The sequence below is a fragment of the Mycobacterium sp. 1482292.6 genome (assembly GCF_001672995.1).
Lineage (GTDB): Bacteria > Actinomycetota > Actinomycetes > Mycobacteriales > Mycobacteriaceae > Mycobacterium > Mycobacterium europaeum_A.
The window spans coordinates 24,245-51,023 of record NZ_LZKV01000161.1; the positions used below are offsets into that span (position 1 = coordinate 24,245).

At 68.9% G+C, this 26,779-nt stretch carries 27 protein-coding genes, 1 tRNA gene and 1 other RNA gene; 15 read left to right on the plus strand and 14 right to left on the minus strand.

From position 1 onward, the window contains the following. The first annotated feature begins 39 nt into the window (after positions 1 to 39). On the plus strand, positions 40 to 378 hold the full coding sequence (locus A5624_RS16600; RefSeq protein WP_066868296.1) for a hypothetical protein: 339 nt from the start codon (positions 40 to 42) through the stop codon (positions 376 to 378). Between the two features lie 3 nt (positions 379 to 381). Here the strand turns inward: A5624_RS16600 and A5624_RS16605 are convergent, their stop codons facing one another. The 3 genes from A5624_RS16605 to A5624_RS16615 all read right to left on the minus strand — a co-directional run bounded on the left by A5624_RS16605 (position 382) and on the right by A5624_RS16615 (position 4,053). Then, positions 382 to 1,767, minus strand: a complete 1,386-nt coding sequence (locus A5624_RS16605) for a CHAT domain-containing protein (RefSeq protein ID WP_066868298.1) — start codon at positions 1,765 to 1,767, stop codon at positions 382 to 384. Next, positions 1,764 to 3,497, minus strand: a complete 1,734-nt coding sequence (locus A5624_RS16610) for a hypothetical protein (protein WP_066868300.1) — start codon at positions 3,495 to 3,497, stop codon at positions 1,764 to 1,766. Before A5624_RS16610 ends, A5624_RS16605 begins: the two co-directional genes overlap by 4 nt. Positions 3,498 to 3,594: 97 nt before the next feature. Next, a complete protein-coding gene (locus A5624_RS16615; RefSeq protein ID WP_197498105.1) occupies positions 3,595 to 4,053 on the minus strand; it encodes a lipoprotein LpqH in 459 nt (152 codons plus the stop codon). 175 nt (positions 4,054 to 4,228) lie between these two features. Between A5624_RS16615 and A5624_RS16620 the strand changes: the two genes are divergently transcribed. Next, entirely contained in the window at positions 4,229 to 4,609 is a 381-nt protein-coding gene (locus tag A5624_RS16620; protein ID WP_066868304.1) for a hypothetical protein, read from the plus strand. 8 nt (positions 4,610 to 4,617) lie between these two features. Then, positions 4,618 to 5,364, plus strand: coding sequence for an enoyl-CoA hydratase/isomerase family protein (locus A5624_RS16625; protein ID WP_066868305.1), 747 nt, complete (start codon positions 4,618 to 4,620; stop codon positions 5,362 to 5,364). On the opposite strand, the gene A5624_RS16630 is transcribed toward A5624_RS16625, so the two are convergent. Continuing rightward, positions 5,365 to 6,189 (minus strand): hypothetical protein, encoded by an 825-nt coding sequence (locus tag A5624_RS16630; protein WP_066868307.1) that lies wholly within the window; start codon positions 6,187 to 6,189, stop codon positions 5,365 to 5,367. A gap of 88 nt (positions 6,190 to 6,277) precedes the next feature. Further along, positions 6,278 to 6,366, minus strand: a tRNA-Ser gene (locus tag A5624_RS16635). Between the two features lie 76 nt (positions 6,367 to 6,442). Here A5624_RS16635 and ffs point away from each other — a divergent pair. From ffs to A5624_RS16650, 3 genes are all read left to right on the plus strand, one after another. Next, an RNA gene (gene ffs / locus A5624_RS16640) (signal recognition particle sRNA small type) lies at positions 6,443 to 6,539 on the plus strand. Between the two features lie 159 nt (positions 6,540 to 6,698). Continuing rightward, positions 6,699 to 7,991: an aminotransferase class I/II-fold pyridoxal phosphate-dependent enzyme gene (locus A5624_RS16645; RefSeq protein WP_156749051.1), complete on the plus strand. Its 1,293-nt coding sequence runs from the start codon at positions 6,699 to 6,701 to the stop codon at positions 7,989 to 7,991. A 52-nt stretch (positions 7,992 to 8,043) separates the two neighbouring features. After that, on the plus strand, positions 8,044 to 9,918 hold the full coding sequence (locus A5624_RS16650; RefSeq protein WP_066868309.1) for a DNA polymerase III subunits gamma/tau: 1,875 nt from the start codon (positions 8,044 to 8,046) through the stop codon (positions 9,916 to 9,918). Between the two features lie 14 nt (positions 9,919 to 9,932). Here A5624_RS16650 and A5624_RS16655 read toward each other — a convergent pair whose 3' ends face one another. Both A5624_RS16655 and A5624_RS16660 read right to left on the minus strand, forming a co-directional pair. Next, positions 9,933 to 11,243: a class I SAM-dependent methyltransferase gene (locus A5624_RS16655; protein ID WP_197505187.1), complete on the minus strand. Its 1,311-nt coding sequence runs from the start codon at positions 11,241 to 11,243 to the stop codon at positions 9,933 to 9,935. Continuing rightward, the gene (locus A5624_RS16660) at positions 11,240 to 12,631 is read right to left on the minus strand and encodes an FAD-binding oxidoreductase (protein ID WP_066868374.1); all 1,392 of its coding nucleotides are present in this window, start codon (positions 12,629 to 12,631) and stop codon (positions 11,240 to 11,242) included. Before A5624_RS16660 ends, A5624_RS16655 begins: the two co-directional genes overlap by 4 nt. 82 nt (positions 12,632 to 12,713) lie before the next feature. On the opposite strand from A5624_RS16660, the gene A5624_RS16665 reads away from it, so the two are divergent. Next, positions 12,714 to 13,151 carry an SRPBCC family protein gene (locus tag A5624_RS16665; RefSeq protein ID WP_066868313.1) on the plus strand — a complete coding sequence of 146 codons (438 nt, stop codon included), beginning with the start codon at positions 12,714 to 12,716 and terminating at the stop codon, positions 13,149 to 13,151. A 57-nt stretch (positions 13,152 to 13,208) separates the two neighbouring features. Here A5624_RS16665 and A5624_RS16670 read toward each other — a convergent pair whose 3' ends face one another. Continuing rightward, entirely contained in the window at positions 13,209 to 13,970 is a 762-nt protein-coding gene (locus A5624_RS16670; RefSeq protein WP_197498099.1) for an Rv3717 family N-acetylmuramoyl-L-alanine amidase, read from the minus strand. 98 nt (positions 13,971 to 14,068) lie between these two features. Between A5624_RS16670 and A5624_RS16675 the strand changes: the two genes are divergently transcribed. Both A5624_RS16675 and recR read left to right on the plus strand, forming a co-directional pair. Then, complete coding sequence (locus tag A5624_RS16675; RefSeq protein ID WP_066868317.1) at positions 14,069 to 14,413, plus strand: YbaB/EbfC family nucleoid-associated protein; 345 nt, start codon at positions 14,069 to 14,071, stop codon at positions 14,411 to 14,413. Positions 14,414 to 14,429: 16 nt separating this feature from the next. Continuing rightward, on the plus strand, positions 14,430 to 15,041 hold the full coding sequence (recR, locus tag A5624_RS16680) for a recombination mediator RecR (protein ID WP_008263246.1): 612 nt from the start codon (positions 14,430 to 14,432) through the stop codon (positions 15,039 to 15,041). Between the two features lie 6 nt (positions 15,042 to 15,047). Here the strand turns inward: recR and A5624_RS16685 are convergent, their stop codons facing one another. Genes A5624_RS16685 through A5624_RS16695 form a run of 3 tightly spaced genes read right to left on the minus strand, consistent with a single transcriptional unit; the run spans position 15,048 to position 17,459 of the window. Beyond that, positions 15,048 to 15,470 (minus strand): hypothetical protein, encoded by a 423-nt coding sequence (locus A5624_RS16685; RefSeq protein WP_066868319.1) that lies wholly within the window; start codon positions 15,468 to 15,470, stop codon positions 15,048 to 15,050. A gap of 11 nt (positions 15,471 to 15,481) precedes the next feature. Beyond that, entirely contained in the window at positions 15,482 to 16,177 is a 696-nt protein-coding gene (locus tag A5624_RS16690) for a type 1 glutamine amidotransferase (RefSeq protein ID WP_156749053.1), read from the minus strand. Positions 16,178 to 16,181: 4 nt separating this feature from the next. Further along, positions 16,182 to 17,459: a Mur ligase family protein gene (locus A5624_RS16695; RefSeq protein WP_066868323.1), complete on the minus strand. Its 1,278-nt coding sequence runs from the start codon at positions 17,457 to 17,459 to the stop codon at positions 16,182 to 16,184. Positions 17,460 to 17,537: 78 nt separating this feature from the next. On the opposite strand from A5624_RS16695, the gene A5624_RS16700 reads away from it, so the two are divergent. Beyond that, complete coding sequence (locus tag A5624_RS16700; RefSeq protein WP_066868325.1) at positions 17,538 to 18,530, plus strand: DEDDh family exonuclease; 993 nt, start codon at positions 17,538 to 17,540, stop codon at positions 18,528 to 18,530. A gap of 15 nt (positions 18,531 to 18,545) precedes the next feature. Here A5624_RS16700 and A5624_RS16705 read toward each other — a convergent pair whose 3' ends face one another. Then, a complete protein-coding gene (locus A5624_RS16705) occupies positions 18,546 to 19,220 on the minus strand; it encodes a response regulator transcription factor (protein ID WP_066868327.1) in 675 nt (224 codons plus the stop codon). 119 nt (positions 19,221 to 19,339) lie between these two features. On the opposite strand from A5624_RS16705, the gene A5624_RS28655 reads away from it, so the two are divergent. Next, positions 19,340 to 19,495 carry a DUF6131 family protein gene (locus A5624_RS28655; RefSeq protein ID WP_165827896.1) on the plus strand — a complete coding sequence of 52 codons (156 nt, stop codon included), beginning with the start codon at positions 19,340 to 19,342 and terminating at the stop codon, positions 19,493 to 19,495. Positions 19,496 to 19,635: 140 nt separating this feature from the next. Here A5624_RS28655 and leuA read toward each other — a convergent pair whose 3' ends face one another. Next, a complete protein-coding gene (gene leuA, locus A5624_RS16710) occupies positions 19,636 to 21,435 on the minus strand; it encodes a 2-isopropylmalate synthase (RefSeq protein WP_066868329.1) in 1,800 nt (599 codons plus the stop codon). 291 nt (positions 21,436 to 21,726) lie between these two features. Between leuA and A5624_RS16715 the strand changes: the two genes are divergently transcribed. The 4 genes from A5624_RS16715 (at position 21,727) to A5624_RS16730 (ending at position 26,285) form a co-directional block, all read left to right on the plus strand. Then, positions 21,727 to 22,992, plus strand: coding sequence for an aspartate kinase (locus A5624_RS16715; protein WP_066868330.1), 1,266 nt, complete (start codon positions 21,727 to 21,729; stop codon positions 22,990 to 22,992). Next, on the plus strand, positions 22,993 to 24,027 hold the full coding sequence (locus A5624_RS16720; protein WP_066868333.1) for an aspartate-semialdehyde dehydrogenase: 1,035 nt from the start codon (positions 22,993 to 22,995) through the stop codon (positions 24,025 to 24,027). An 8-nt stretch (positions 24,028 to 24,035) separates the two neighbouring features. Further along, on the plus strand, positions 24,036 to 25,166 hold the full coding sequence (locus A5624_RS16725) for a DUF4185 domain-containing protein (protein ID WP_066878796.1): 1,131 nt from the start codon (positions 24,036 to 24,038) through the stop codon (positions 25,164 to 25,166). 201 nt (positions 25,167 to 25,367) lie between these two features. Beyond that, a complete protein-coding gene (locus A5624_RS16730; protein WP_066868336.1) occupies positions 25,368 to 26,285 on the plus strand; it encodes a DMT family transporter in 918 nt (305 codons plus the stop codon). Between the two features lie 9 nt (positions 26,286 to 26,294). On the opposite strand, the gene A5624_RS16735 is transcribed toward A5624_RS16730, so the two are convergent. Then, positions 26,295 to 26,582, minus strand: coding sequence for a GlsB/YeaQ/YmgE family stress response membrane protein (locus A5624_RS16735; protein ID WP_066868338.1), 288 nt, complete (start codon positions 26,580 to 26,582; stop codon positions 26,295 to 26,297). Between the last annotated feature and the right edge of the window lie 197 nt (positions 26,583 to 26,779).

A 26,779-nucleotide genomic window follows, 5' to 3' on the forward strand; every position in this document is an offset into this window, starting at 1 on the left:
CAGAATAGGGCCATCGCAAACTTTGCGGCAGCCATAAAGTTGGGTTCGGTAGCCGGTGCGCGGCGGGACGCTGATCGCATGAACACACTGTTGCCGCTGGCCGACTGGCTCCGGTCGCGCCGCCGTCGCGACGCCGGAAATCGCACCGTGGGGGTCGGCACCGTGCGCAAGGTCAAGCGCCAGGTCTTCATCGAGGTGGTCGCCGTTTCGGGCGAGACGTTCATCGGCAAGCTGGCGCGATGCGACGGTGGCCCGGACCTGTCCGTGCTGCGGCCGGGCCTGGTCGTGCTGGTGGCCTTCGATCCGACGGCCCGCGAGGAGCTTTCGCTGCCCGACGACGTGCTGGCCGTACACGCGGCCTGGGTGGCCTCGCTGTGAGCGCTACCGCGCGCCGTCCACGGCGAACGTGACCAAGGCCGCCCAATACAGCGGGCTGGCCTCGACATCACCGTCGCGCCAGCGCCGCATCCGCTCCCGCTGCCACCGATTCACCGCGCATCCCGCCTCCTCGGCGGTGTCGTGGGCGGTGTCCACGGCAGCCACCAGATCGGCCATCGGATCGCCCGGCTGGTCGCCGACAGTGTCGGTCGACCCGGTGAATTGCCGGTGGGCGGCGGTCGTCGGCAGCGACCACAACGTCGCGGTCACCAGCTGCGCGCCGTTCAGGATCATCGCCGCCACCAGCCCGGTGGCCTCGTCGAACTGATAGTCACCGCCCGATCCGCAGGCCAGCAGCGCTACCCGGGGCGGCATCGGCAACCGCAGGGTCATCAGGTCCGAGGCGGTCAGTGGGCGATGGTCGCCGATCGCGTCGGCATCGCCGGGGATGTCCGCCGTATCGGCCAAATGCAGGGCCGCCCGGTCCGCCCGGGTCGGGTGATCGTGCTGGTCGTCCGCCGAACTCGCATGCCCGACGTAGAGCAGTCGGCACGGGTGCTGACCGAGCAGGTCGGCGAGCCACCCGCGGTCGGCGTCCTGGCGGCGGAACAGGTCGACGCTGGTGTCGGCGTGTGGCAGCACGGGCCGGCGCCGCATGACGGCGGCGAAGTGCTGCGCCACCGGCGTGTCCGGCGCGGGCCGACCCAACACCGATCCGAGGGCGGAATCGGGCCGTTGACCAGGCACCCGAGGATCCAGAATCAGCAGCGGTGGCCCATCACGCCGGGCCTCCCAGTCGCCCGGCGTGCGCGGCGAGTGCACGATGTTGGGTGGCACCGCCATCAGCACGTCGACCAGTTCCATCAACCGATGGCCGTCGGTCAATTCCGCGATTTCGGCTAGCCGCCAGGGGATTTGGGCCGCGGTGCGGCCGCTGGAGGTGATCGCATCCTGGCGCGCACGCACCAGTTCTTCCTTGCTCGGACCCGATTTCGGGATCGCCAGCAGCCCCCACGGCACCCGGGCCAGCCGTGCGCTGGGCGAGACGAACAGCACCGCCCGCGGCGAGGCCGCGCATTCGGCCAGCAGCTGCCACCCCGCCGTGCCGATGAGCAACACCCCGAGGATGTAGGCGACTGTGAGTTCGGTGTCCGGCGTGGCGAACGGTCCCGTGGTCAGCGCGCGCCCGATGGCGTCGCGGCGGCTTTCGGCGCCGTGCGGCTCGGGCAGGGCAGCGGTGAGTTCCTGCAGCGCGGCCAGCAGCAGCGGTTCTTCCAGCACCCAGGTGACGGTTCTGGACGGCTGGCCGACGATCCGCAGACTGGCGTAGGTGGCGATGCCGAGGTCGGCGTAGCGCAGCACCAGGGTCAGCCGGTCGGGCTCACTCATGGGAACGTCGACCAGGCGGGCTCGGCCGCGGTGACCTCGCGCCCGTAGCGCTGCAAAGCCAGCGCCCGATAGTGACTCAGGATCGGCGCCGCCCCCGGTTGCATTTGCAACGGCGGCAACGGGCCCAGCCTGGTCAGCGACGCGCCACCCGCAATCGGCGGGCCCGCGGCGGCCAGCGCGGCGGGCTCCGTTTCCGCCTCGACGGGAACCGATGCGACGGCCGTCGAAGCCCATTCGCCGATCCGCGGTCGCTGCAGCCCCTCGAAAGCGCCTCGCGCGCTGTGATATTCGACCAGCTCGCTGATCAGCGCGGTGTTCTCCCACTCCCAGGCGACCGCGAAGGCACCGGCCAGGATGGGCGCCGAGATGCCGGTGGCCCAGCGTGCCCGCGCATCGGCGTCGGCGATCGAATAACGCACCGAGTCGACCGCCAGGGCGGCCGGCACCTTGAGCTCGGCTGCCTGTTCGAGCTTGGACATTCCGCGCCAGTACTCCGGCGTGCCGACCTCGCCGCGCAGGATGCCGAGCCCCTCGGCCTGGCGCGCCTCGGTTTCCTGCAGCGTCTCGTCGGGGTCGCCCGAGCTGTCAAAACCCAGGTCGGCCAAAGCGTCGGCGCGCCAGACCGTTCCGAGATGATTGTCCAGCTGGGCGTACTGCAGCCAGCTGCTGCGTGGCGAGGAGTCCAGCAATTCGCGGGCCTGCGCGATGAGCTCGACGGCGTCGGAAAAGCGGCTCCAGAAGATGGCGATCCAGCTGCGCTGCAACAGGATCCGATGCAGGGGCAGCGGCTTTCCCAGTTCGCGCCAGTGCCGTTCGGCATGTCCCCAGCATTCGTCGGCGGCTTCCAGGGCACCGGATCCCAGCCGGGTGAGTCCCAGGTACAGCCAGCACCGGGCGACGTCGTTGGCCCGGTCGTGGCGGGCGATGACGGGGTAGGCCTGACCGACAAGTTCCTCGGTGCCGGCATGGTCGTTGGCCGCCCAGCGCGCCGCCGCGCGCTCCAATTGCGCTCCGGCTGTGGCCAGTTCCCAACCCTTGGCCGCCGCCCGCGCTTCGGCGCGGCGCAGCCACGGCTCGGCCTCCTTCAACCGCCCCGTCTCCACGCAGAACCTGCCGTACCCGGTGGCGCCGGTGATCCACAGGTGGTCGGCGCGCTCACCACCATCGCCGGCTTGACCGATGTTGTCAAGAACCTGTTCCCACAACGGAACTGACCGCACATGCAGGTCGTCGTCGCACAACGCGGTGGCACACCGGATCCGCGCGTGGGTGCACAGGTACCGGTGTTCGCCGGCGAGGTCGGGGTGGTCTTCTCCGGAGTCGTTGGCGCACAACGACTCCAGCCCGGCCGCCGCGGCCTCGTGATCGCCCAGCGCGGCGGCCAACCCGGTGCGCAGGAACTGCGCCCGTCGCGAGTACCGGCGGGTCATCCGCGCGATCTCACCGTCGGACAGTCGCACCCGCTCGGCCGCATCCGGCATCGTGCCCGCGGCGATAGCGGCGTAGATCGCCAGGCAGTCTTCGATGCGCCGGACGGATTCGCGGACCCCGTCGTACGCCCCGCGCGCCAGGTAGATCTCGCCAAGCTGCCCAAGGGCTTCCAGCATGAGGTCATCCCGGTCGTCGCGTTCGATCCGCGGAATCAGCGACAGCAGCAGTTCGCGGGCACCGGACTCATCGGCGGCGAACGCCAAACGACGCGCCTTGTCCAATTCGTCCGGGATCGACACGGCTGCATCATAAGTCCGCGAGTGCTGCCTGGTTGGCCAAACCGCGAGCGGCGGACGCGTGAGTGAGGCACGTCCGCCGCTCGAGGGCCGCAACCGATCAGCCGCAGGACACCTTGATGTTGAAGTCCTTGGTGATCATTCCCGCCATCGGGTTCTTCATGTCGGCGCCCTGCGCCTGACCGGTGATGGTGTAGGTCTTGCCGTCCACCGCGACGTTGGCCGAACCCACCTTCGCGCCCATGTTGTCGCTGACCGCCAGGGCGTTGCCGTCGACAACCAGGGCCAGCGACTGCACCTTCGGGTTGGCCTCGTCGGTGAGCACCACGGCCAGCGCCTGCTGGGCGCCGCCAGTGGAGCCGCTGCCGATGTTGATCTTGCCGCCGGTCCGCACGCAGGTCACCGACGCGGGGTTCACGCCCGCGAGGTCGGTACCGCCCACCTTGACCTGCGCGCTGGTGCCCGTGGAGGCGCTGGGCGCCGTGCTCGACGCCGGTGCGGCCGAGTGGCCGCCGCTCGAGCACCCCACCAGGGCCACTGAAGCCGCGGCGCAGCCCAGGGTCCCAATCGCAGCTGCGAGAAGACGTTTCACTTGTGGTTCCTTCCTTCGTGCGCCGCCCCGATGGCGTCGTCCTGGCGTCAGTACAGACCGCGACAGCCGCTACCGATCCCAAATTTCGGCCGGCCCGGCGGTAGGCTGCGTCGGTGTCGGAGCCGGCGAAGGGAGTACCGCAATGCTCAGCGTGAAATGGCTGGAAAAGCCTGAGGCCCATGACTTTCCGGCCGCAGCGGACTACCTCAGCATGCTTGCGGGCGCACAAACCGTGAAAAAGGCGATCAAAAAGCTCAAGTCCGGGACGGTGACACACCGCAAGGCCAAGGACATTCTGCGGGCGGCGCGGCTGGGCCTGCTGCCGGTGGACAATCCGCACGTCGCCGCGGACCTGACCAAGATCGAGAAGGGCCTGCCGCTGTCACCCATCCTGCTGGTGCGCGGTGACTTCCGCACCGGGGTTCCGGTGCAGATCGCCGACGGGTACCACCGCGTCTGTGCGAGTTATCACACCGACGAGAACACGGACATTCCCGTGGTCCTCGCGGCCATCGGCGGCTGAACGAAGGGATGATCGTGATCGACATCGACACCGTGGGATCCGTGCAGGTGCTGACCCTGTCGTCGGGTCCGGTCAACGCCCAGGATGTCGAGCTGCTCGAAGAGCTGGCTTCGGCGGTGAACGAGCTGGCGCGTTCGGACGCCGGTGCGCTGGTCGTCACCGGTGCCGGCCGCGCCTTCAGCGCCGGCGTCGACCTCAACCGAGTGGTGCAGGGCGGCGCCGGCTACACCGATCGGCTGGTCCCCGCGCTGTCCGCGGCCTTCGAGGCGATGTTCGGCTATCCGGGACCCACCGTCGCCGCGATCAACGGCGCCGCCATCGCGGGCGGCTGCGTCCTCGCGTGCGCCTGCGACCGCCGCCTGATCAGCCCGCAGGCGCAGATCGGCGCGGCCGAGGTGCGCGTCGGGGTCCCGTTCCCCGTCGCCGCGCTGGAGGTCATGCGTTACGCGTGCGGGGTGCACGCCGACGAGGTGCTGCTGGGCGGCCGCAACTATCGGGGCGCGGAGGCGGTGGCCCGCGGACTGGCCCACCGCGTCGTCGACGACGAGCTCCTCGAGGCGGCGCTGGCGGAGGCGTCGGACCTGGGCAGCATCCCGCCCGACGCCTACCGGCAGACCAAGACCCAGTTGCATGCCCCGACGACGGCGCGGATCCAGGAGGCCCGCGGTGTGGATGACGAGGTCCGCCGGATGTGGGGCACGGACGAGACGCTGGGACGGATCGCCGCCTATGTGGAGCGGCTGCGGCGCCGCTGACTAGTTCTCGTCGACGGTTTCGTCCAGGGCGACACCGGTCGGCGTGCGCCTGCGCCGCATTCGGTGCGACCCCTTGCCGGTCGGGCGCCGGTTACGCAACTTGGCCCGCGACTCGTCGGGCTCGTCGCCCTCGGCCGCTTCGGCGTCCTCGATCGGTGTTGCCTCGGTTGCCGGCTCCGGCTTGGGCTCGGTGGCCACGGCGGGTTCCGCGGCCGGCTCAGCCTGGTCGGCGTCCGCGGTCTCTTCGACTTCCCCGGCGGCGGTCTCCTCCTCGTCCGCCTCGTCGGCTTCGTCCGCCTCGGCCTCGTCGGCGGCCGTCTCGGTGTCGGCCTCCTCGCCCTTCTTGCGCCGCACGCGACGCTTCTTGGGCTTCTTCGCCTTGATCGGTTTGGGCGGCGGCGGGGGCAGCTCGGCGACGAAGGAGAGGTAGAAGGCGAAAAAGCCGAGCAACGCGATCGCGGCGGCGGCGCCGTAGATGCCGAACAGCCACCGCCCGGCGGCGTCCAGGCTCAGCCAGATCTCGCTGATCGCCGTCCCGATGATCAGCACACCGGCCAGCACGTGGGCCACGATCGACCAGATCCTGATGGACAAGGCCAGCTGCGGCGTCCCCAGCTCGGGCTTGCGGGTGCGCAGCTGGGTAAACACCACCGGCAGCGCCGCGAGCGCAATGAGGGCGCCCGTCACAATGCGCAGCGCCATCCCCAGCGTGCGTGAGGTGTCGCCCATTAGCTCCGGCCAGCGGGGCAACACGAAGAAGAAGTAGAGGGCGCCGGCAGCGAGGGCGAACACCAGGTGCCATGGCACGGCGATCTTGCGCCCCATACCCCTCCTCGTGCTGGTGAATTCACGCCAGCCTAAGGCGGCCGACCCGAATCCATATCAATTCGTACCTGTCCGCTAGGCGGACAAATGGCGGAGGATGCGGGATTTGAACCCGCGAGGGCTGTTAACCCAACCCGCGTTCCAGGCGAGCGCCATAGGCCACTAGGCGAATCCTCCGTGGCCATGGTAACCGAGGGCCCAACGGCCGCCGCCAGTTGCTCGTCGTCCACCCCGGGGCAGGTATTAGACTCATCGCTGGACCCCGCGCGGCGTCTATCCTGTGAACTCCCCCAGGGCCGGAAGGCAGCAAGGGTCAATGGGCTCTGTCGGGTGCGCGGGGTCCCCTAGGTCAAATGGGTGCCGACCCGCTGCGCGCGGGGCTGCCGCGCTTGCGATCGCCGCTGTGCATCATCAGTGACGACCCGCCGCGCCCGGTCCCCCGCAAGCGGGAGGTACCCCCGGCGCCGCGCTTGCGGCCGCCACCAATGCCGACAGCGAAAGGGTTCACGGTGTCGCTGGAGTCCCTCACCCCGGCCGAGCTCGCGGCCGCAAACGCCCGCCACCAGCAGGATTACGCGGCCCTGCAGGCCAAGAAGCTTTCTCTGGACCTGACCCGCGGGAAACCGGCCCCCGCCCAGCTGGACCTGTCCAACCAGCTGCTGAGCCTGCCCGGCGACGACTACCGCGACAGCGAGGGGACCGACACCCGCAACTACGGCGGCCTGCACGGCCTGCCCGAACTGCGGGCCATCTTCGGCGAGCTGCTCGGCATCCCGGTGCAGAACCTGATCGCGGGCAACAACTCCAGCCTGGAACTGATGCACGACCTCGTCGCCTTCTCGATGCTGTACGGCGGCGTGGACTCGCAGCGGCCCTGGAAGGACGAACCGACCGTCAAGTTCCTGTGCCCCGTCCCCGGCTACGACCGGCACTTCGCCATCACCGAGACGATGGGCATCGAGATGATCCCCGTCCCGGTGCTGTCCGACGGGCCCGACGTCGACCTGATCGAAGAGCTGGTCGCCGCCGACCCGGCCATCAAGGGCATGTGGACGGTGCCGGTGTTCGGCAACCCGACCGGGGTCACCTACTCCTGGGACACCGTCCTGCGGCTGGTCCAGATGCGGACGGCGGCGCCGGACTTCCGGCTGTTCTGGGACAACGCCTATGCGGTGCACACTCTGACGCACGACTTCATCCGGCAGGTCGACGTGCTCGGGCTGGCGGCCGCCGCCGGCAACCCCCATCGCCCGTACGTGTTCGCATCCACCTCCAAGATCACCTTCGCCGGCGCCGGCGTGAGCTTCTTGGGCGGATCGCTGGGCAACATCGCGTGGTACCTGCAGTACGCGTCGAAGAAATCGATCGGACCCGACAAGGTCAACCAGCTGCGGCACCTGCGCTTCTTCCGCGACGCCGACGGCGTGCGCCTGCACATGCTGCGGCACCAGCAGATCCTGGCGCCCAAGTTCGCCCTGGCCGCCGAGATCCTGGATCAGCGGCTCAGCGACTCCAAAATCGCGTCCTGGACCGACCCGAAGGGCGGCTACTTCATCAGCCTCGACGTGCTGCCCGGCACGGCCAAGCGGACCGTCGCGCTGGCCAAGGACGCCGGTATCGCGGTGACCGAGGCCGGTGCGTCGTTCCCCTATCGGAAAGATCCGAAGGACACCAACATTCGGATCGCGCCGACCTTCCCGTCGCTGCCGGACCTGCGCGAGGCCGTCGACGGCCTGGCCACCTGCGCCTTGCTCGCGGCGTCGGAGTCGCTGCTGGCGTCGTCCGCCTCGAGTGTGAACTAGCCGACCCCGCCGGGCCGCATCGTCGTCGGCGGACGCCGGTAACCTGCTGACCGTGGCCCTCTACCGCAAATACCGACCGGCAACCTTCGCCGAAGTGGTGGGTCAGGAGCACGTCACCGAACCGCTGTCGATCGCCCTGGAAGCCGGCCGGATCAACCACGCGTATCTGTTCTCCGGGCCACGCGGCTGCGGGAAGACCTCCTCGGCGCGCATTCTGGCCCGCTCGCTGAACTGCGCGCAGGGGCCGACGGCCACCCCCTGCGGGGTCTGCGATTCCTGCCAGGCGCTGGCGCCCAACGCCCCCGGCAGCATCGACGTGGTCGAACTCGACGCCGCCAGCCACGGCGGTGTGGACGACACCCGCGAGCTGCGCGACCGCGCGTTCTACGCGCCGGCCCAGTCGCGCTACCGCGTGTTCATCGTCGACGAGGCGCACATGGTGACCACGGCGGGATTCAACGCGCTGCTCAAGATCGTCGAGGAGCCCCCCGAGCACCTGATCTTCATCTTCGCCACCACCGAACCGGAGAAGGTGCTGCCGACCATCCGGTCGCGCACCCATCACTACCCGTTCCGGCTGCTGCCGCCGAAGACCATGCGCGCGTTGATCGCTCGGATCTGCGAACAGGAGGGCGTCGCCGTCGACGACGCCGTCTACCCGCTGGTGATCCGCGCCGGCGGCGGCTCGCCCCGCGACACCCTTTCGGTGCTGGATCAGCTGGTGGCCGGCGCCGAAGGCGCCCACGTGACCTATCAGCGGGCGCTGGGCCTCCTCGGCGCCACCGACATGGCCCTGATCGACGACGCCGTGGACGCGCTCGCCGCCGCCGACGCCGCGGCGCTGTTCGGTGCGGTGGAGTCGGTGATCGATGCCGGCCACGACCCACGGCGTTTCGCCACCGATCTGCTGGAGCGGTTCCGCGACCTGATCCTGCTGCAGGCCGTCCCGGACGCGGCGAGCCGCGGCGTGGTGGACGCGCCGGAGGATGTGCTGGAGCGCATGCGTGAGCAGGCCACCCGGATCGGGCCGGCAACGCTGACCCGCTACGCCGAGGTGGTGCAGGCCGGGCTGGGGGAGATGCGCGGAGCCACCGCGCCGCGCCTGCTGCTCGAGGTCGTGTGCGCGCGACTGCTGCTGCCCTCGGCCAGTGACACCGAATCCGCCCTGCTGCAACGCGTCGAGCGCATCGAGACCCGGCTGGACATGTCCATTCCCGGCTCCGAGGCCACCGCCGCTGCGCCGCGCAGCGCGCCGGCGGCGGCCGAACCGGAGGCACCCGCCCGGTTCACCCGGCGGTCCGCGGCGGGCGCCGCCAAGCCCGAGCCGAAACCCGAGGCCAAGCCGGTCCCGGTCGCCGAACCGACCCCCGAGCCGCCCCCGGCGCCCGCGCCCGAACCGGCCGCGGCCCCGCCGCCGGCGGCCGAATCAGCCTCTGCGCCAGGCGAACTCAACACCGCCGCGGTGCGCAGCATGTGGCCGACGGTGCGCGAAAAGGTCCGTCAGCGCAGCCGCACCACCGAGGTGATGCTGGCCGGTGCGACCGTCCGGGCCCTCGAGGGCAACACGCTGGTGCTGAGCCATGAGTCGGCGCCGCTGGCCAAGAGGCTCTGCGAACAGCGCAACGCCGACGTCATCGCCGAAGCGCTCAAAGACGCGCTCGGCGTCAACTGGCGGGTGCGGTGTGAGGCGGGCGCGCCGGCCGCCGCGCCGACGGCCCCGCCCGCCGGCGGCGGAAGCGGCCCGGCCGTGCCCAGCGCGCCGGAGCCCGCACCCGACCCGGATTCCGCGCGGCGCGACGAAGAAGAGGAACACATGCTCGCCGAAGCGGTCCGCGACGAGCCGTCGGCGCCGCGCCGCGACCCCGAAGAGGTCGCGCTGGAATTGCTACAGAACGAGTTGGGCGCCCGCCGCATCGACAACGGCTAGCCGAGGCGGGCGGGTCAGGGCGTCCACCACGGCCGCAGCGGCAGGTCGTCGTCGCCGCGCGGGTCGACCTTGGCGGCCAGCACGTGATGCAGCTGAAGGTTGTTCTGTTCGAACGCCACCCGCGATGCCGCCATGTACAGACCCCACACCTTGGCGGTCGGCAAGCCGACCTCGGCGACGGCCGCGTCCCAGTGCTCGACCAGATTGCGGCACCAGTCGCGCAGCGTCATCGCGTAGTGATGGCGGAAGTTCTCCGCGTGCAACACCTCGAAGCCCGCATCCTGGATGTCGCTGGTGATGCGGCCCGAGCCGGTCAGCTCCCCGTCCGGGAAGACGTAGCGATCGGTGAACCCGCCGGCGAACGAGGTCGAGGTGTTGTCGTGGCGGGTGATGCAGTGGTTGAGCAGCAGCCCGCCGGTGCGCAGCTTCGACTTCAGGAAGCCGAAGTAGGCGGGGTAGTTCTTGACGCCGATGTGCTCGGTCAGCCCGATCGAGGACACGGCGTCGAACCGGGTCTCGCCGACGTCGCGGTAGTCGGTGTGCCGCACCTCGGCCAGCTCGGTGAGGCCTTCGTCGGCGATCGCCCGCTGCGCCCACTTCGCCTGCTCGGCCGACAGGGTGGCGCCGATGGCCCGCACGCCGCGGCGCGCGGCGTAGCGCACCATCCCGCCCCAACCGCAGCCGACGTCGAGCAGCCGGTCGCCCGGCTGCAGCCGCAACTTCTCGAAGATCAGCCGGTACTTGTTCTGCTGGGCGTCTTCCAGCGTCGCCTCGGCGTCGGGATACACCGCGCAGGTATAGGTCATCGATGGGCCCAGCACCAGTTCGTAGAAGGTGTTGGAGACGTCGTAGTGGTGGTGGATGGCCTCGGCGTCGCGGGTCTTGCTGTGCATCAACCCTTCGGTGACCCGGCGCCACCGCGGCCGGGTTTCCTGGGGTGGCGGTGACACCGGCAGCAACCGCTCGAAGCCCATCGAACGGACGACATTGGCCAGCACCCGTGCCGGTGGCCGCTTGAATTCGACCCGATCGGTCAGCGTCTTGAGCAGTTGGTAAGGATCACCCGGATGCACGCCGTATGCCTGCAGGTCGCCCGCCACATAGGCGCGGGCCAGGCCGAGCTCGCCGGGCGCGGTGGCCAGGTAGGTGGCGCCGCGGGGGGTCCGAAGGTCCAGGCCCAGTTCGGCGTCCTCGCTTCCGGCGGTACTGCCGTCGTAGGCGGTGAACTTCAGCGGATGTCGGCCGGTCGCGGCGAAGACCTCCAGGATCTCGGCCATGCTGAGTTTGCCCGTCGACGAGCGGTGCGGTTCTTTTGTCGTCGTCATCGCCGTTGCACCGCCTTTGCGTAGAGGTCGAGTAAACGAGAATCGGGGTCATAGGTTTTCTTGACGGTGTTGTAGGCCTCGCCGCCGTACAACTCGTCGAAGTCCTCACGGGAGTAGAAGGACTCGGAGTACAGCGACTTGTGGCCGCCGAGCTCGCCCACCTTCGCTTCGATCATCCGATTGGTGGCGCCCTCGGTGGCGCCGGCCGGCACCGAGGACCAAAAGCCGACATTGACGTACGTGTGATCCGGCCGCATCGGGTACAGCGGCCAGCCCTGGTGGTCGCGCAGACGCAAGGGGCACAACCAGATTGGCGTGATGGGGACGGTATCGAGGAACCACTCCAAAAACTCGCAGGTCCGTTCGACCGGCACCTCGACGTCTTGCACCACCCGTTCGCGCGGTGGTCGGCCGTTGCGCTTCTCGATCCGGTCGGCGATGCCGAACCGCTGATCCAGCGCGATGAGCTTCCAGTAGAAGCTGCTGCGCCGGTAGCGGCGCGGCCACCAGCGGCGCAGCCGCGGGTCCTGGACGCCGAACGCGCGCGAGCACCAGAACCAATCGGTGTCCCAGCGCCAGAAGTAGTCGTTGATGGTCAGCCGGTCATCCTTGGTGGCTTCGACGCCCGCGGAGTCGTGCCGGATGGACTGGTAGTAGATGTCGCGGCCGGTATAGTCGCTGACCGGGCCGGGAGTGGTGGTCCGCCGGCCCACACACAGGTAGCTTTCGTCGGCGCTGAAGACCACGCCGTCGAGGTAGTCCACCGGCGTCCCGCCCTGCCCGCCGGTGTCGATGATGCGTTCCATCGCCGCGACCAGATCCGGCAGCGAGCGGAATCGGACGTGACGCAGCGCCACGAACGGCGCGACCGGTTCCAGCTCGATCCGAAGCCGTGTCGAATAACCAAGCGTCCCATAGGAATTCGGGAAGGCACGGAAGAGGTCGGCGTGCTGGGTGCGCGACGCGGTGAGCAAATCGCCAGCGCCGGTGAGGATGTCCATCTCCAGCACGGATTCATGCGGGAGGCCGTTACGAAACGACGACGACTCGATGCCCAGTCCGCTCACCGCGCCGCCGAGGGTGATGGTCTTGAGCTGGGGGACGACCAGTGGCGCAAGGCCGTACGGCAGCGTGGCGGCGACCAGGTCCGCGTACGTGCACATGCCGGCCACGTCGGCGGTGCGGGTTTCGGGATCCACGCTCAAAACCCCGGTCAGTCCCGACGTGTCCAGGCCGGGCGCATCGCGTTTGGTGCGGGCGCGGAACAGATTTGACGTCGGCTTGGCCAGCCGGACGGCAGACGTTGCCGGGATGGATCGATAACTTGCCATCATCCGGTCGACGCCGGACTTGTGGGCCGAGAGTGCAGATCCAAGGACAGGCACCAGATATACCCTAGTCTTCGACAACAGCCCGTGCACCCGTCGCGAGCGGGCGGTACCGGGGAAATCAGCATGAGGAGGGGTCGCCTTGGGACAGGTGAGCGCAGAGAGCACCATCTTGATCAACGCGGAGCCCGCGGCAACCCTTGCCGCCGTCGCGGACTACCAGAACGTCCGCCCGAAGATTCTGTCGCCGCAGTACAGCGACTACCAGGTGGTGCAGGGCGGTCAGGGCGCGGGCACGATCGCCAAGTGGAAGCTGCAGGCCACCAAGTCACGCGTGCGCGACGTGCAGGCCGACGTCGACGTGGCCGGGCACACCGTCATCGAAAAGGACGCGAACTCGTCCATGATCATCAACTGGACGGTGGCCCCCGCCGGGCCCGGCTCCAGCGTCACCGTGAAGACCACCTGGACCGGCGCTGGCGGCGTGAAGGGCTTCTTCGAAAAGACCTTTGCGCCGTTGGGGCTGAAGAGGATTCAGGGCGAGGTGCTGGCCAACCTGAAGAAGGAACTGGAGAGCTGACCTAGCGGGGCGACGATGGCGGCCGGAACGGCCGGTTGAGGAGCCCCGCAATCAAGCTCAGCGCGCCTGGCCCTGCGAGGCCAAAAACCCCGCGACGCCGCGGACCAGTGCGTCGGCGTACTTCTGCCGGCCCTCGGCGGATTCCATCAGCGCCGAGTCTGCGGGGTTCTTCATGTTGCCGCACTCGACGAGGATCGACGGGTACTGCGCCAGGTTCAGGCCGGTCAGATCCGAGCGGCCGTAAAGACCGTTCTGGCCGATGTAATTGGCCGGCGGGATCCCCGAGCCCTGCATCTGGTCGCGCATGATCCGCGCGTACTGCACCGACGGGCCCGCCTGCACCTGGTTGAGCGGCGGCGCCGAGTAGTTGACGTGGAATCCCCGCCCGGACGGCGGACCGCCGTCGGCGTGAATGGACAGGACCGCGTTGGGATGCAGCGCGTTGGCCGCGTTCGCGCGTTCGTCGACGCACGGCCCCAGGCCGGTGTCGTTGGCGCGGGACAGCGCGGTCCGCACGCCGAGGGCGCTCAGTTCGGCGCGCACCCGCAGCGCGGTGTCCCAGGTGAAGCTGTGCTCCATGTAGCCGGTGTTGGTCGCGGTTCCGCTGGTCTGACAGTCCTTCGTGCCGCCACGGCCGGTGGGCACCTGACGGTTGATGGAGCCGTCGTTGGAGCCGTTATGGCCCGGGTCGATGAAAACCACCATGCCGGCGATGTTGGACGGGACCGCCCCCGCGGTCGGCATGATCGCCGTCGAAGCGGCGACGAGCACACCGACCGCCAATTTGATCCCGACACGTCTGCTCAGTCGTAGGTCCACGGCGCAAAGCTAACGCCGAGCGGTCTACGCTGGGGGTTTCGAATCGCCGGAGACTCACGAGCGAAACCAACTCGAGACCAAGATGCGAGGGGATTGTCATGCAACCCGGAGGCGACATGTCGGCGCTGCTCGCCCAGGCGCAGCAGATGCAGCAAAAGCTCATGGAAGCCCAGCAACAACTGGCGAACGCCGAGGTGCATGGTCAGGCCGGCGGGGGTTTGGTGCAGGTCGTCGTCAAGGGCAGCGGCGAGGTGATCGCGGTGAAAATCGACCCGTCCGTCGTCGACCCATCGGACATCGAGACCCTGCAGGATTTGATCGTCGGCGCGATGGGGGACGCGTCCAAGCAGGTCACCCGGATGGCCCAGGAGCGGTTGGGGTCGCTGGCCGGCGGCTTCGGTCCCCCGCCGGGGCAGCCGCCCGCGCCGGCGCAGGGGCTCTAGGCTCTCCGCCACCGTCATGTTCGAAGGACCCGTCCAGGATTTGATCGACGAGCTCGGCAAGCTGCCGGGCATCGGGCCCAAGAGCGCCCAGCGCATCGCGTTCCACCTGTTGTCGGTGGAACCGCCGGACATCGACCGGCTGACCGCGGTGCTGGCCAAGGTTCGCGACGGCGTGCGGTTCTGTGCGGTGTGCGGCAACGTCTCCGACAACGAGCGGTGCCGGATCTGCGCGGATCCCCGCCGGGACGGCTCGCAGGTGTGCGTGGTCGAAGAGCCCAAGGACGTCCAGGCCGTCGAGCGCACCCGCGAGTTCCGCGGCCGCTACCACGTTTTGGGCGGTGCGCTCGATCCGCTGTCCGGGGTGGGGCCCGATCAGCTGCGGATCCGCGAGCTGTTGAGCCGGATCGGCGAGCGGGTCGACGACGTCGACATCACCGAGGTGATCATCGCCACCGACCCGAACACCGAGGGCGAGGCGACGGCCACCTACCTGGTGCGGATGCTGCGCGACATCCCCGGCCTGACCGTGACCCGGATCGCGTCGGGGCTGCCGATGGGCGGGGACCTGGAATTCGCCGACGAGTTGACGCTCGGCCGTGCGCTGGCCGGCCGCCGGGCGATGGTCTGACGAGCCTCACGCCTTGCTCAGCTGGAACGACCGGGTGACGGTCCGCCCAGGCTCTCCGCCACACGCGTCCGTCGTCGTCTGCTGGCCTTCGCCGGCGAGCGACACGGCATCGAAGCTGTAGTCGACGGTCACCGGAGCGATTACGCCGTTCGGGCACTGCGCCTGGGCCGTGCCGCTGTGCGTCCATCGCCCGTTGGCGAGGTGGAACTCCCAGCTGGTGACCAACGTCCCGCCATCTTGGGAGGTCGCCCGGGTGCAGTCCGATCCGCACGGGACGAAAAGCCAGGCGGTCGGTTTGTCGTTGTCCGTGTAGAGCACGTTGTACCGGCCGTTCAGCACTTCGGGGTTGGCGTGCGCCGGTGCCGACGACGCGAGAAACGCGGCGGTCAACGCGGCGCCGGCGGCAAGTCTGTGGCTGATCTTCGTCATCTCGTTTCGTCCTAGCGGGCCGCCAGCCGCTCGCGGCGCAGCAAGTCGACCTCCGGCATCGGCAGCGGCGCCAGCTCGCCGACCACCGTGCCGAGCAGCAGGTCGGCCAGCTGCGGGTTGCGGGCCAGGCATGGGCCGTGCATGTAGGTCGCGATCACGCTGCCCTGCACTGCGCCGTCGAAGCCGTCACCGGACCGGTTGCCCGCGCCCTTGACCACCGCGCCCAGCGGCGACGCCGCCGGCCCCAGCACGGTGCCGCCGCGGTGGTTCTCGAATCCGGTGAGGCGCTCGGTCAGGCCCGCCAGCAGCGGCTTGGTCGCCAGCTCGCCGATGGTGCGCACCTGTTGCGGCGACGTCGTCGCGTCCAGCATGCCCACGCCGTCGACGCGTTCCCCGGCCGACGTTTCATACCAGTGCCCGAGCACCTGAACGGCCGCGCAGATCGCCAGCACCGGAGCGCCCCGGTCCGCGGCGCGCTGCAGGCCCGGGTATTTGATCAGGTGCCGGGTGGCCAGGCGCTGCGCGTAGTCCTCCGCGCCGCCCAGCGTGTAGAGATCCAGCGACTCGGGAACCGGGTCGGCCAGCGTGATCTCGACGATCTCGGCGGCGATGCCGCGCAGCCGGAGCCGTTGCCGCAGCACCAGCGCGTTGCCGCCGTCGCCGTAGGTGCCCATCACGTCGGGCAGCACCAGCCCGATCCGTACCACCGAGTCAGCCATGGCGCGCCAATGCCCGTTGCAGCTGCAGGAACGCCGTGTAGTTGGCGACGACCTCCACCCGTCCGGGCGGGCACGACGCGATCGCGGCGACGGTGTCGTGCACCAGGGTGTGCTCGACGCCCGCATAGCCGAGCCGCACCGCCAGGTCGGTGCCGCGCTCCCCGGCGGCCACCACCGCGGTCTCCTCGCGCTGCTGAAGCTCGCCGGATTCACCTCGTGCACGAGGCTCACCGGCGAGAAGCTCGAACCGCACGTCCCAGAGCCACGACAGGTCCTCCCCGTCGGGCACCTGGCCGTTGACCGAGATGACCACCCCGGCCGCGTGCTTGTCCACCATCGACAGCGCCTCCTGCCAGCCGGCCGGGTTCTTCGCCAGGAGGATGCGCACCTCGTGCGCGCCGACCCGGACCGTCCGATAGCGCCCGGCGACCTCGTCGACGGTCGAGACGGCCGCCACCGCCTTGCCGGGATCGGCGCCCAACGCCACGGCGGCCGCGACGGCCTGGGCGGCGTTGCCCCGGTTGACCGCGCCGGGCAACGCCAGCCGCATCGGCAGCGAGAGGCCGTCCGGCCCGTAGAGGCTCTCGTCGTCGAACCACCACTGCGGGCTAGGGCGTTTGAAGTCCGCGCCCGTGGAATACCAGTGGCCCCGGTCGCGGACGATGACCTCGCCGCTGCGCGGGCAGCTGACCGAGTCGTTCGACCACGACCCACCCGCGGCCACCCACACCACGTTCGGGCTGTCGTAGGCGGCCGAGGTCATCAACACGTCGTCGCAGTTGGCCACGACGACCGCCCCCGGGTGCCGGGCCAGGCCCGCGCGCAGGGTCCGTTCGATGACGTTGATCTCGCCGACCCGGTCCAGCTGGTCGCGCGACAGGTTGAGCAGCACGACGACGCCGGGGTCGACGGCGTCGGACACGTGCGGGACGTGCATTTCGTCGACTTCCAGGGCCGCCAGCGGCGCACCCCGGTTGGCGGCGAGCGCGGCGATCAGGCCGGCGTCCATGTTGGCGCCCTCGGCGTTGGTGGCCACCGAACCGAGCGTCGCCAGCGCGGCCGACGTCATGCGGGTGGTGGTGGATTTGCCGTTGGTGCCGGTGACGATGACGGTGCGCCGTCCCGCGGCGAGTTGCCGGAGCACCGAGCGGTCCAGCGTCATCGCGATCAGGCCGCCGATCATCGCCCCGGCGCCGCGGCCGGTCACCCGCGACGCCCAGCGCGCGCTCGCCCCGGCGGCGAGGGCCAGACGGGCACGGGTGGTAACCACCCCGGAAGTTTAAATGTGCCACCCCGACACGGCGTCTTTCGACCGGGTGATGTCGGTCGGCCGTGCCATCCTCAGTGCATGAGCGGGGTGCCCTGGGGTCGGCCGGCCAGCGAGCCGGACGCGGGCTGGGCCGTCGTTGACGTCGAGACCTCGGGCTTCCGGCCGGGCCAGGCGCGGATCATCAGCGTGGCCGCGCTCGGTCTGGACGCCGACGGCAACGTCGAGCACTCGGTGGTGAGCCTGCTCAACCCCGGCGTGGACCCGGGCCCCACCCATGTGCACGGCCTGACCGCCGCCATGCTGGAAGACCAGCCGCAATTCGCCGACATCGTCGGCGACGTGGCCGAGGTGCTGCGTGGGCGCACCCTGGTCGCCCACAACGTGGCGTTCGATTACGCGTTTCTCGCTGCCGAAGCCGAACTGGCCGAGACCGAACTGCCCGTCGACAGCGTCATGTGCACTGTGGAGCTGGCCCGGCGGCTGGACCTCGGCATCGACAACTTGCGGCTGGAGACGCTCGCGGCGCACTGGGGCGTCACCCAGGAGCGGCCGCACGACGCCTTCGACGACGCGATGGTGCTGACCGGCGTGCTGGCTTCGGCGCTCAAGCTCGCCCGCGAGGGCGACATCTGGTTGCCGATCCACCCGGTGACCCGGCGCCGCTGGCCGAACGGCCGCGTCACCCACGACGAGCTGCGCCCGCTGAAGGTGCTGGCCTCCCGGATGCCCTGCCCGTATCTGAACCCGGGTCCCTACGTCGGCGGCCGACCGCTGGTGCAGGGCATGCGTGTGGCGCTGGCCGCCGAGGTCGGCCGCACCCACGAGGAACTCGTGGAACGGATCCTGCATGCCGGGCTGGCCTACAGCGACGCGGTCGACCGGGAGACCTCGCTGGTGGTCTGTAACGACCCCGCCCCCGAGCAGGGCAAGGGCTACCTCGCGCGGCAGCTGGGGGTGCCGGTGCTCTCCGACGCGGAGTTCATAGCCGGCATCGGCGCGGTGATCGGCGGCACCAGCATGGACGAATTCACCGACGTCCGGGCGCTGGATCAGCAGCTCGCGCTGTTCTGACAGCTGCTTTGCCCGTCAGGGGCCGCCGTGCCAGTGTTCGATGCGGTGATGGTCGGGAGCGAATCCGTGCTCGACGCCCCACAACACTGCCTGGGTGCGACTGCCGAGGCCGAGCTTGCGATAGATCGTCCGAATGTAGGACTTCACGGTGTTAGGACTCAGGTAGGTCAACCGCGCCACGTCCGCGTTGCTCTTGCCCTGGGTGATCAGCGCAAGGATCTCCGCTTCGCGATCGCTGAGTCCTTCACCGCGACCCGGCCAGTCCAGCCCGGGCGCGCTGCGCGCCCGGCCGGCCACCGGACTGATGACCACTTCACCGGAATGCACGGCCTCTAAAGCGGCAACCAGCTCGCGCGCCGGAAGAGTCTTGGAGAGATAGCCTCGCGCGCCGCGCTGCCGTGCGCTGGCGATGAGATCGGGGTGAAAGTTCCACGTATATACGACGACTCGGCGCGCTCGCGGGTTGGCAACCAGAATTCCGATCTCTTCGTGATCGGATTCGGGTTGGGCGAATGAGTCGTACAGCACGATATCGACCGCGTCATCGACGGGCATGGTGGAGTCGAGTTCTGCGATGACGACGCGGTCTCGGTACGGGTCCAACATGTTGGCTACGCCCTTGACGACAACGTCGTAGTCGTCGACGAGCGCGATGGTGATCGGCGTTCGGGATCGCGACTCGGGTGGCATGCCGACGAGATTACCTACCTAAGGGTGTATTGGTACCCCCCTTAAGGGTGGTCGACTGAGCTCAGCGTCGGGCAACCGGCCGAACCAAGCAGTCAGGCATTTCAAGGGGAAGGCGCACCATGATCATTCTCGGTATCGTCCTGCTGATCGCGGGATTTCTGCTCAAGATGTCCATCTTGTGGACCCTCGGGATCATCCTCGTTGTGATCGGAGCAATCCTGGCGGTCCTGGGAAGCACCGGCCGGGCGGTCGGCGGCCGACGGCATTACTTCTGAGACGGCCGCCGCGCATCGCCTGGGACGCACTGCCGCGAGTTCTCGAGTGGCTGCTCGCCGTTTAGCGTTCAGGGCCCATCAGCGGGGGACTCGCCGCCACGGCGCCGGGGCGGCGAGTCCCCCGCTTTAGCGCTGTTTGATCACCCGCGAGCGGCGCGGTTGACCGCCGACACGACCGCGCGCAGCGACGCCGAGGTGATGGACGGCGCGATGCCGACGCCCCACACCGTCTGACCGCCGACCGACGCCTCCACGTAGGCCGCGGCCTGCGCGTCGTCACCGGCGCTCATGGCGTGTTCGGAGTAGTCCAGGACGGCCACGTCGAAGCCGACACCGCCGAGCGCGTGCACGAACGCGGCCAGCGGGCCGTTGCCCTGCCCGCTGATCTCGGTCTCCACCCCGTTGATCTTGACCGTCGCGGTGATGCGGGTGACCCCGCTGTCGTCCTCCGCCGCGTCGACGCGCTGCTTGATCCGCTCCAGCGGCAGGACCGGGGCCAGATACTCCTCGGAGAAGGCATCCCACATCTCCTTGGGGCTGACCTCGCCGCCTTCCCCCTCGCTGATCTTCTGCACCACCTGGGAGAACTCGATCTGCAGCCGGCGCGGCAGGGCCAGGCCGTGATCGGCCTTCATGATGTAGGCCACCCCGCCCTTGCCCGACTGCGAGTTGACCCGGATCACCGCCTCGTAGGTGCGCCCGACGTCCTTGGGGTCGATCGGCAGGTACGGCACCTGCCAGAGCATGTCCTCGACGTCCGCGCCGGCCTCATCAGCGTCGACCTTCATCTGGTCCAGGCCCTTGTTGATCGCGTCCTGGTGGCTGCCGGAGAACGCGGTGTAGACCAGGTCGCCGCCGTACGGGTGCCGTTCGTGCACCGGCAGCTGGTTGCAGTACTCCACGGTGCGGCGGATCTCGTCGATGTTCGAGAAGTCGATCTGCGGGTCCACGCCGCGGGAGAACAGGTTCAGCCCCAGTGTCACCAGGCACACGTTGCCGGTGCGCTCGCCGTTGCCGAACAGGCAACCCTCGATGCGGTCGGCCCCGGCCTGATAGCCCAATTCGGCTGCGGCGACGGCGGTTCCGCGGTCGTTGTGCGGGTGCAGGCTCAGGATGACCGATTCGCGGTTGGCCAGGTTGCGGCTCATCCACTCGATCGAATCGGCGTAGACGTTGGGCGTGGCCATCTCGACGGTGGCGGGCAGGTTGAAGATGATCGGGTTGTCCGGGGTCGGTGCGATGATCTCGCCGACGGCGTCGCATACCTGTTTCGCGTATTCCAGCTCGGTGCCGGTGTAGGACTCCGGCGAGTACTCGAACCGCCACCGGGTGCCGGGGTATTTGGCGGCTTCCTCGACGCACTTGCGGGCGCCTTCAGTCGCGATGGCCTGCACCGCGGCGCGGTCGGCGCGGAACACGACGCGGCGTTGCAGGATCGACGTCGAGTTGTAGAAGTGCACGATGGCCTGCGGCGCGCCGTCGCACGCCTCGAAGGTGCGCTCGATCAGCTCCGGCCGGCACTGGGTCAGCACCTGGATGGTGACGTCGTCGGGGATGGCGCCGTCGCTGATGATTTCGCGGACGAAGTCGTAGTCGGTCTGGCTGGCCGACGGGAATCCGACTTCGATTTCCTTGTAGCCCATGCGAACCAACAGATCGAACATGCGGCGCTTGCGTGCCGGGCTCATCGGGTCGATCAGCGCCTGATTGCCGTCACGCAGGTCCACCGCGCACCACAGCGGCGCATGAGCGATGACCCGGTCCGGCCAGGTCCGGTCGGGCAGCCGGATGGGCTCGACCTCTTCGGCGAAGGGCCGGTACCGGTTAACCGGCATGGACGAGCCGCGCTGCGGGTTCCAGGTGGGCTGCCCGGGCGCTGGTGGGCCCGCGGGCGAGACGATGGTGCGTGTCGAACTGAATGCGTCGGGATTGGAAGTCACGGTGATTGCTCCGGGGTATCAGAAGGGAACTTCAGACCGGCGCATCGCGAACACCCGCGACGGGAAGCCGGTCTGGATCAGACCCCGTCGCGGCGTCCGAGGAGGAGCACCCGCTGCACGTCCTGCACTTTACCGCTTATGGCGCCTTGTTAAAAATGCCGCCGAGACGGTAGCGAATGCGCGGGCCGGGGAACCAGGTATCGCGACGTAAATCACCATGCGGTGGCACGTATTCTGTTGTGGACTTATACGCGAATTTTCGATGTCCAGGGCCGGAGAGGCGGGAAAACCGTGGCGCTCGTCGTGCAGAAGTACGGCGGATCCTCAGTGGCGAACGCCGATCGGATCCGCCGCGTGGCCGAGCGCATCGTCGCGACCAAGAAACAGGGCAACGACGTGGTCGTCGTCGTCTCCGCCATGGGCGACACCACCGACGACCTGATGGACCTGGCCCAGCAGGTGTGTCCGGCGCCGCCGCCGCGCGAACTGGACATGCTGCTGACCGCCGGTGAGCGCATCTCCAATGCCCTGGTCGCGATGGCGATCGAATCGCTGGGCGCGCAGGCGCGCTCGTTCACCGGCTCGCAGGCGGGCGTGATCACCACGGGCACCCACGGCAACGCCAAGATCATCGACGTCACGCCGGGACGCCTGCAGGCCGCGCTCGACGAGGGGCGCATCGTGCTGGTGGCCGGTTTCCAGGGCGTCAGCCAGGACACCCGGGACGTGACCACGCTGGGCCGCGGCGGGTCGGACACCACCGCGGTGGCGCTGGCCGCGGCGCTGCGCGCCGACGTGTGCGAGATCTACACCGACGTCGACGGCATCTTCAGCGCCGACCCCAGGATCGTGCACAACGCCCGCAAGCTGGACACCGTCACCTTCGAGGAGATGCTCGAGATGGCGGCGTGCGGCGCCAAGGTCTTGATGCTGCGCTGCGTCGAATACGCGCGCCGCTACAACATTCCGGTGCACGTCCGATCCTCTTATTCGGAAGACCCGGGCACCACCGTCGTCGGATCGATCAAGGACATAGCCATGGAAGACCCCATCCTGACCGGAGTCGCGCACGACCGCAGCGAGGCCAAGGTGACCGTCGTCGGCATTCCCGACATCCCCGGATATGCCGCCCGCGTCTTCCGGGCGCTCGCCGATGCCGACGTGAACATCGACATGGTGTTGCAGAACGTCTCCAAGGTCGAGGACGGCAAGACCGACATCACCTTCACCTGCTCACGGGACAGCGGGCCCACCGCGGTGGCCAAACTCGATGCGCTCAAGGACGAGATCGGGTTCAGCCAACTGCTCTACGACGACCACGTCGGCAAGGTGTCGCTGATCGGGGCGGGCATGCGCAGCCACCCGGGCGTCACCGCCACCTTCTGTGAGGCCCTGGCCGAGGTGGGTGTCAACATCGAGCTGATCTCCACCTCGGAGATCCGGATCTCGGTGCTGTGCCGCGACACCGAACTAGACAAGGCCGTCGTGGCGTTGCACGAGGCGTTCGAGCTCGGCGGCGAGGAGTCGGCGACGGTGTATGCGGGGACGGGTAGATAAATGGTTGCTATCGGAGTTGTTGGCGCCACCGGCCAGGTCGGCCAGGTGATGCGCCGGTTGCTCGACGAGCGGGACTTCCCCGCGACGACGGTGCGGTTCTTCGCCTCGGCGCGCTCGCAGGGCCGCAAGCTGGAATTCCGCGGCCAGGAGATCGAGGTCGAAGACGCCGCGACGGCGGACCCGAGCGGGCTGGACATCGCGTTGTTCTCCGCCGGCAAGACGATGTCACTGGTGCAGGCGCCGCGGTTCGCCGCGGCCGGGGTAACGGTGATCGACAACTCGTCGGCCTGGCGCAAGGACCCGGACGTGCCCCTGGTGGTGTCCGAGGTGAACTTCTCCCGCGATGCCGGCAACCGACCCAAGGGCATCATCGCCAACCCGAACTGCACCACCATGGCCGCGATGCCGGTGCTCAAGGTGCTGCACGAGGAAGCGGGGCTGCAACGCCTGGTGGTGTCGAGCTATCAGGCGGTATCGGGCAGCGGCATCGCCGGGGTCGAGGAGCTGGCGACCCAGGCACGCGCGGTCATCGACGGCGCCGAGCAGCTGGTGCACGACGGCAACGCCGTAGCGTTTCCGGCGCCCGAAACCTACGTCGCGCCGATCGCCTTCAACGTGATCCCGTTGGCCGGCTCCCTGGTGGACGACGGCTCCGGTGAGACCGACGAGGACCAGAAGCTGCGCCACGAGAGCCGCAAGATCCTCGGCATCCCCGAGCTGGCGGTCAGCGGCACCTGCGTGCGGGTGCCGGTGTTCACCGGGCACTCGCTGTCGATCAACGCCGAATTCGAACGACCGCTGTCGCCGGAGCGGGCCCGCGAACTGCTCGACGGCGCGCCCGGGGTCACGGTGGTCGACGTGCCGACCCCGTTGGCGGCCGCCGGTGTCGACGAGTCGCTGGTCGGCCGGATCCGGCGCGATCCCGGGGTGCCCGACGGCCGCGGCCTGGCGCTGTTCATCTCCGGTGACAACCTGCGCAAGGGGGCGGCGCTGAACACCATCCAGATCGCCGAGTTACTCGCCGCCGAGTTGTGAATCCGCGGGTGAGTTCCGCGACGCGGTTCTCGCTTCTTGCGGCGTCATTGCTTGTGCCGCAATGCTTTTGGATAGCGCATGCCGACCCGCCCGCTCCGGCGCCCGAGCCGGTGCTGCAGCCGTTGGCGCCCGGTCAGGTGCTGCGGATCGGCCCCACCGCCGGAACCGGCACGCCGACAGGGGATTACGGCATCGGCGCGACCGATCTGTGTGAGTTCGTCGAGTTTCCAGCCGAATTGCTCCAAGTGTGCGGCGACAGCTTCGCGGGTCAGGGCGTCGGCTTCGGCGGTTGGTACGCGCCCGTCGCGTTGCGCGTCGACACGTCCTCCGTCGACGATCCCGGCGGGGTGCGCTACACCGGGGTCACCGGCATCAGCAATCCGCTGCTGGCCGATCCCGCCCCGCCGGGGGCCTCGCAGTTACCCGCCGGGGTGGTGCAGATCAACCGGCGCAACTACCTGATGGTGACGACGACCAAAAACCTCGAACCGCAGACCTCCCGGCTGGTGACGGCCGAACCGGCGCGCGCGGGCTGGCAGACGATCCCCGGGTCCAAGCGGCCCGCCTCGTATCAGGGTGGCTCGCAGACGCAGATCAGCGGCTACTACGACCCGATCCCCACCCCGGAGTCACCCAGTGGGTGGGTGTACATCGTGGCCGACAGTTTCACCCGCCGGGACCCGGTGGTGCTCTACCGGGCCACACCGCAGACGTTCACCGACCGGTCCCGGTGGCAGGGTTGGGCGGCGGGTCCGCAAGGGGGCTGGGGCAAGCCGCCGACGCCGCTGTGGCCTGACGCGGTGGGTGAGATGTGCATCCGGCAGATCGACGGCAAGGCGGTGCTGTCCTATTTCAACGCCGTCACCGGCAACATGGAGGTCCGGGTGGCCGACGACCCGACGTCGCTCGGCGACGCGCCGGTCACCACGGTGGTGCAGCACGACGAGTGGCCGGACCCGGCGGAAAGCCTGCCGCCGCCCTACGACAATCGGCTGGCGCAGCCCTACGGCGGCTACATCTCACCCGGCTCGACGCTCGACGAGCTCCGAATCTTTGTCAGTCAGTGGGACACCCGTGCCCGGGTGGCCGCGCCGTACCGGGTGATCCAGTTCGCGGTCAATCCGCTGCGGCCCGAATAGCAGCCTTTAACGGCTCCCAGCCGCACAAGTTGCGGGCGCCGTCGCGATCGACTCCCCGATGACCCCATCGGGAGCGCGACAAGCCAGATGGTTGGCCGGGCGTCCTCGGGTTGGGTTAGTGCGTCGTCAGGTAGGAAACCCCGTCATTCGTATACATCCGCAGCGGTGTGCATCGGATCGAACATTGCAAAGGAGTCAGCTATGTCAAACGCCGGTATCGCGCTGGTGCTCGCCCTATGCGCGGCACTGGCATCGGCGTTTGGGAATGTGATTCGTCAGCGCTCCGCGCAAGAGATCACCGACGAACCAGTCGGCCACCTCGCCCTGTTCCGCAAATCGTTGGGCGACACTCGGTGGTGGTTGGGCAGCGCGGGGGCTGTCGCCAATTACGCCCTGCTGGCCGCGGCGTTGGGCATTGGGTCGGTAATGCTGGTGACGGCGCTGCAGGTGACGGCACTGCTGTTCGCTTTGCCGATCTATGCGCGGCTGACGCATCACCGGATAACCCGCTGGGAATGGGCCTGGGCGGCGCTGCTGGCAGTCGCGTTGGTCGCGTTCATCATGATCGGTCAGCCGGAGGCGGGCCAATCGCGGGGATCGCTGACAAGCTGGACCGTCGTCGTCATGGTGATAGCCCCGCTGTCGGCGTTGTGTGTCTTGGGCGCGCGGATGTGGCCGGGTCGTCCGCCCGCGGCGGTGCTGCTGGCGGTGGTGGCGGGTTTGTCGCTGGCGGTGTTCGCGGTGCTGACCAAGGGCGTCGTCGATGCGCTGGGAGGCGGCTTCGGCGCCCTGCTCCGCGCGCCCGAGCTGTATGTCTGGATACCGACCGCACTGGCCGGGATGATCTTTCAGCAATCGTCATTCCGGGCCGGCGCATTGACAGCCTCGATGCCAACGGTGATCGTGGCCGAGCCGATCGTGGCATCGGCGCTTGGGGTAATCGTGCTGGGCGAGACCCTCCACGCCTCGGGCCCCAGGGCTTTCGCCCTGGTAGTCGCAGTGCTGGTGGTCATCGTCGCGACCTGGGCCTTGGCCCGCGGCAAGGCCGCCTCAATGGCCGCTCGCGCCGGAAGCGACACGAACACGACGGCCGAGCCTGAGCCGCCGTCGGACCGCTAGGCGGAGGCGCTACCGTCGTCCCGCCCGATTGGTGATGCGACGCCCGGTGACGCCGAGGTAGATGCTTATGAGGATGCACGCGAAGACGATGCCAACCAGGAAGGGAATGATCTTGAATCCGCCATTTTGGTTGGAGTAGCCCAATTTGTAGGACACCCAGGTTCCAAGGAATGAGCCGAGTGCGCCCAATACCACAGTCATCACGACGCCGATGTTCTGCTTGCCGGGCATGATGAGCCTGGCCAGTCCACCCACGACGAGTCCGACGAAGATGGCGCCGATAATTGTCCCGATCACTTGAAACTCCTCTGGTAGCACAGGTCATCGCTTTGATGTGGAGAGAGAGATACCCGTTTCTTGGCCTGTTGAGCCCGCTAATCCCCGCAGGCGTCGAGGGCGATGCAGCCACATAGGGCTTACTTCGCGATCCGAGTCGACGACATCGACGCCGTGGCTTGCGGTCCAACGCGCGGAGGTAACAGTTCGCGGCCAAC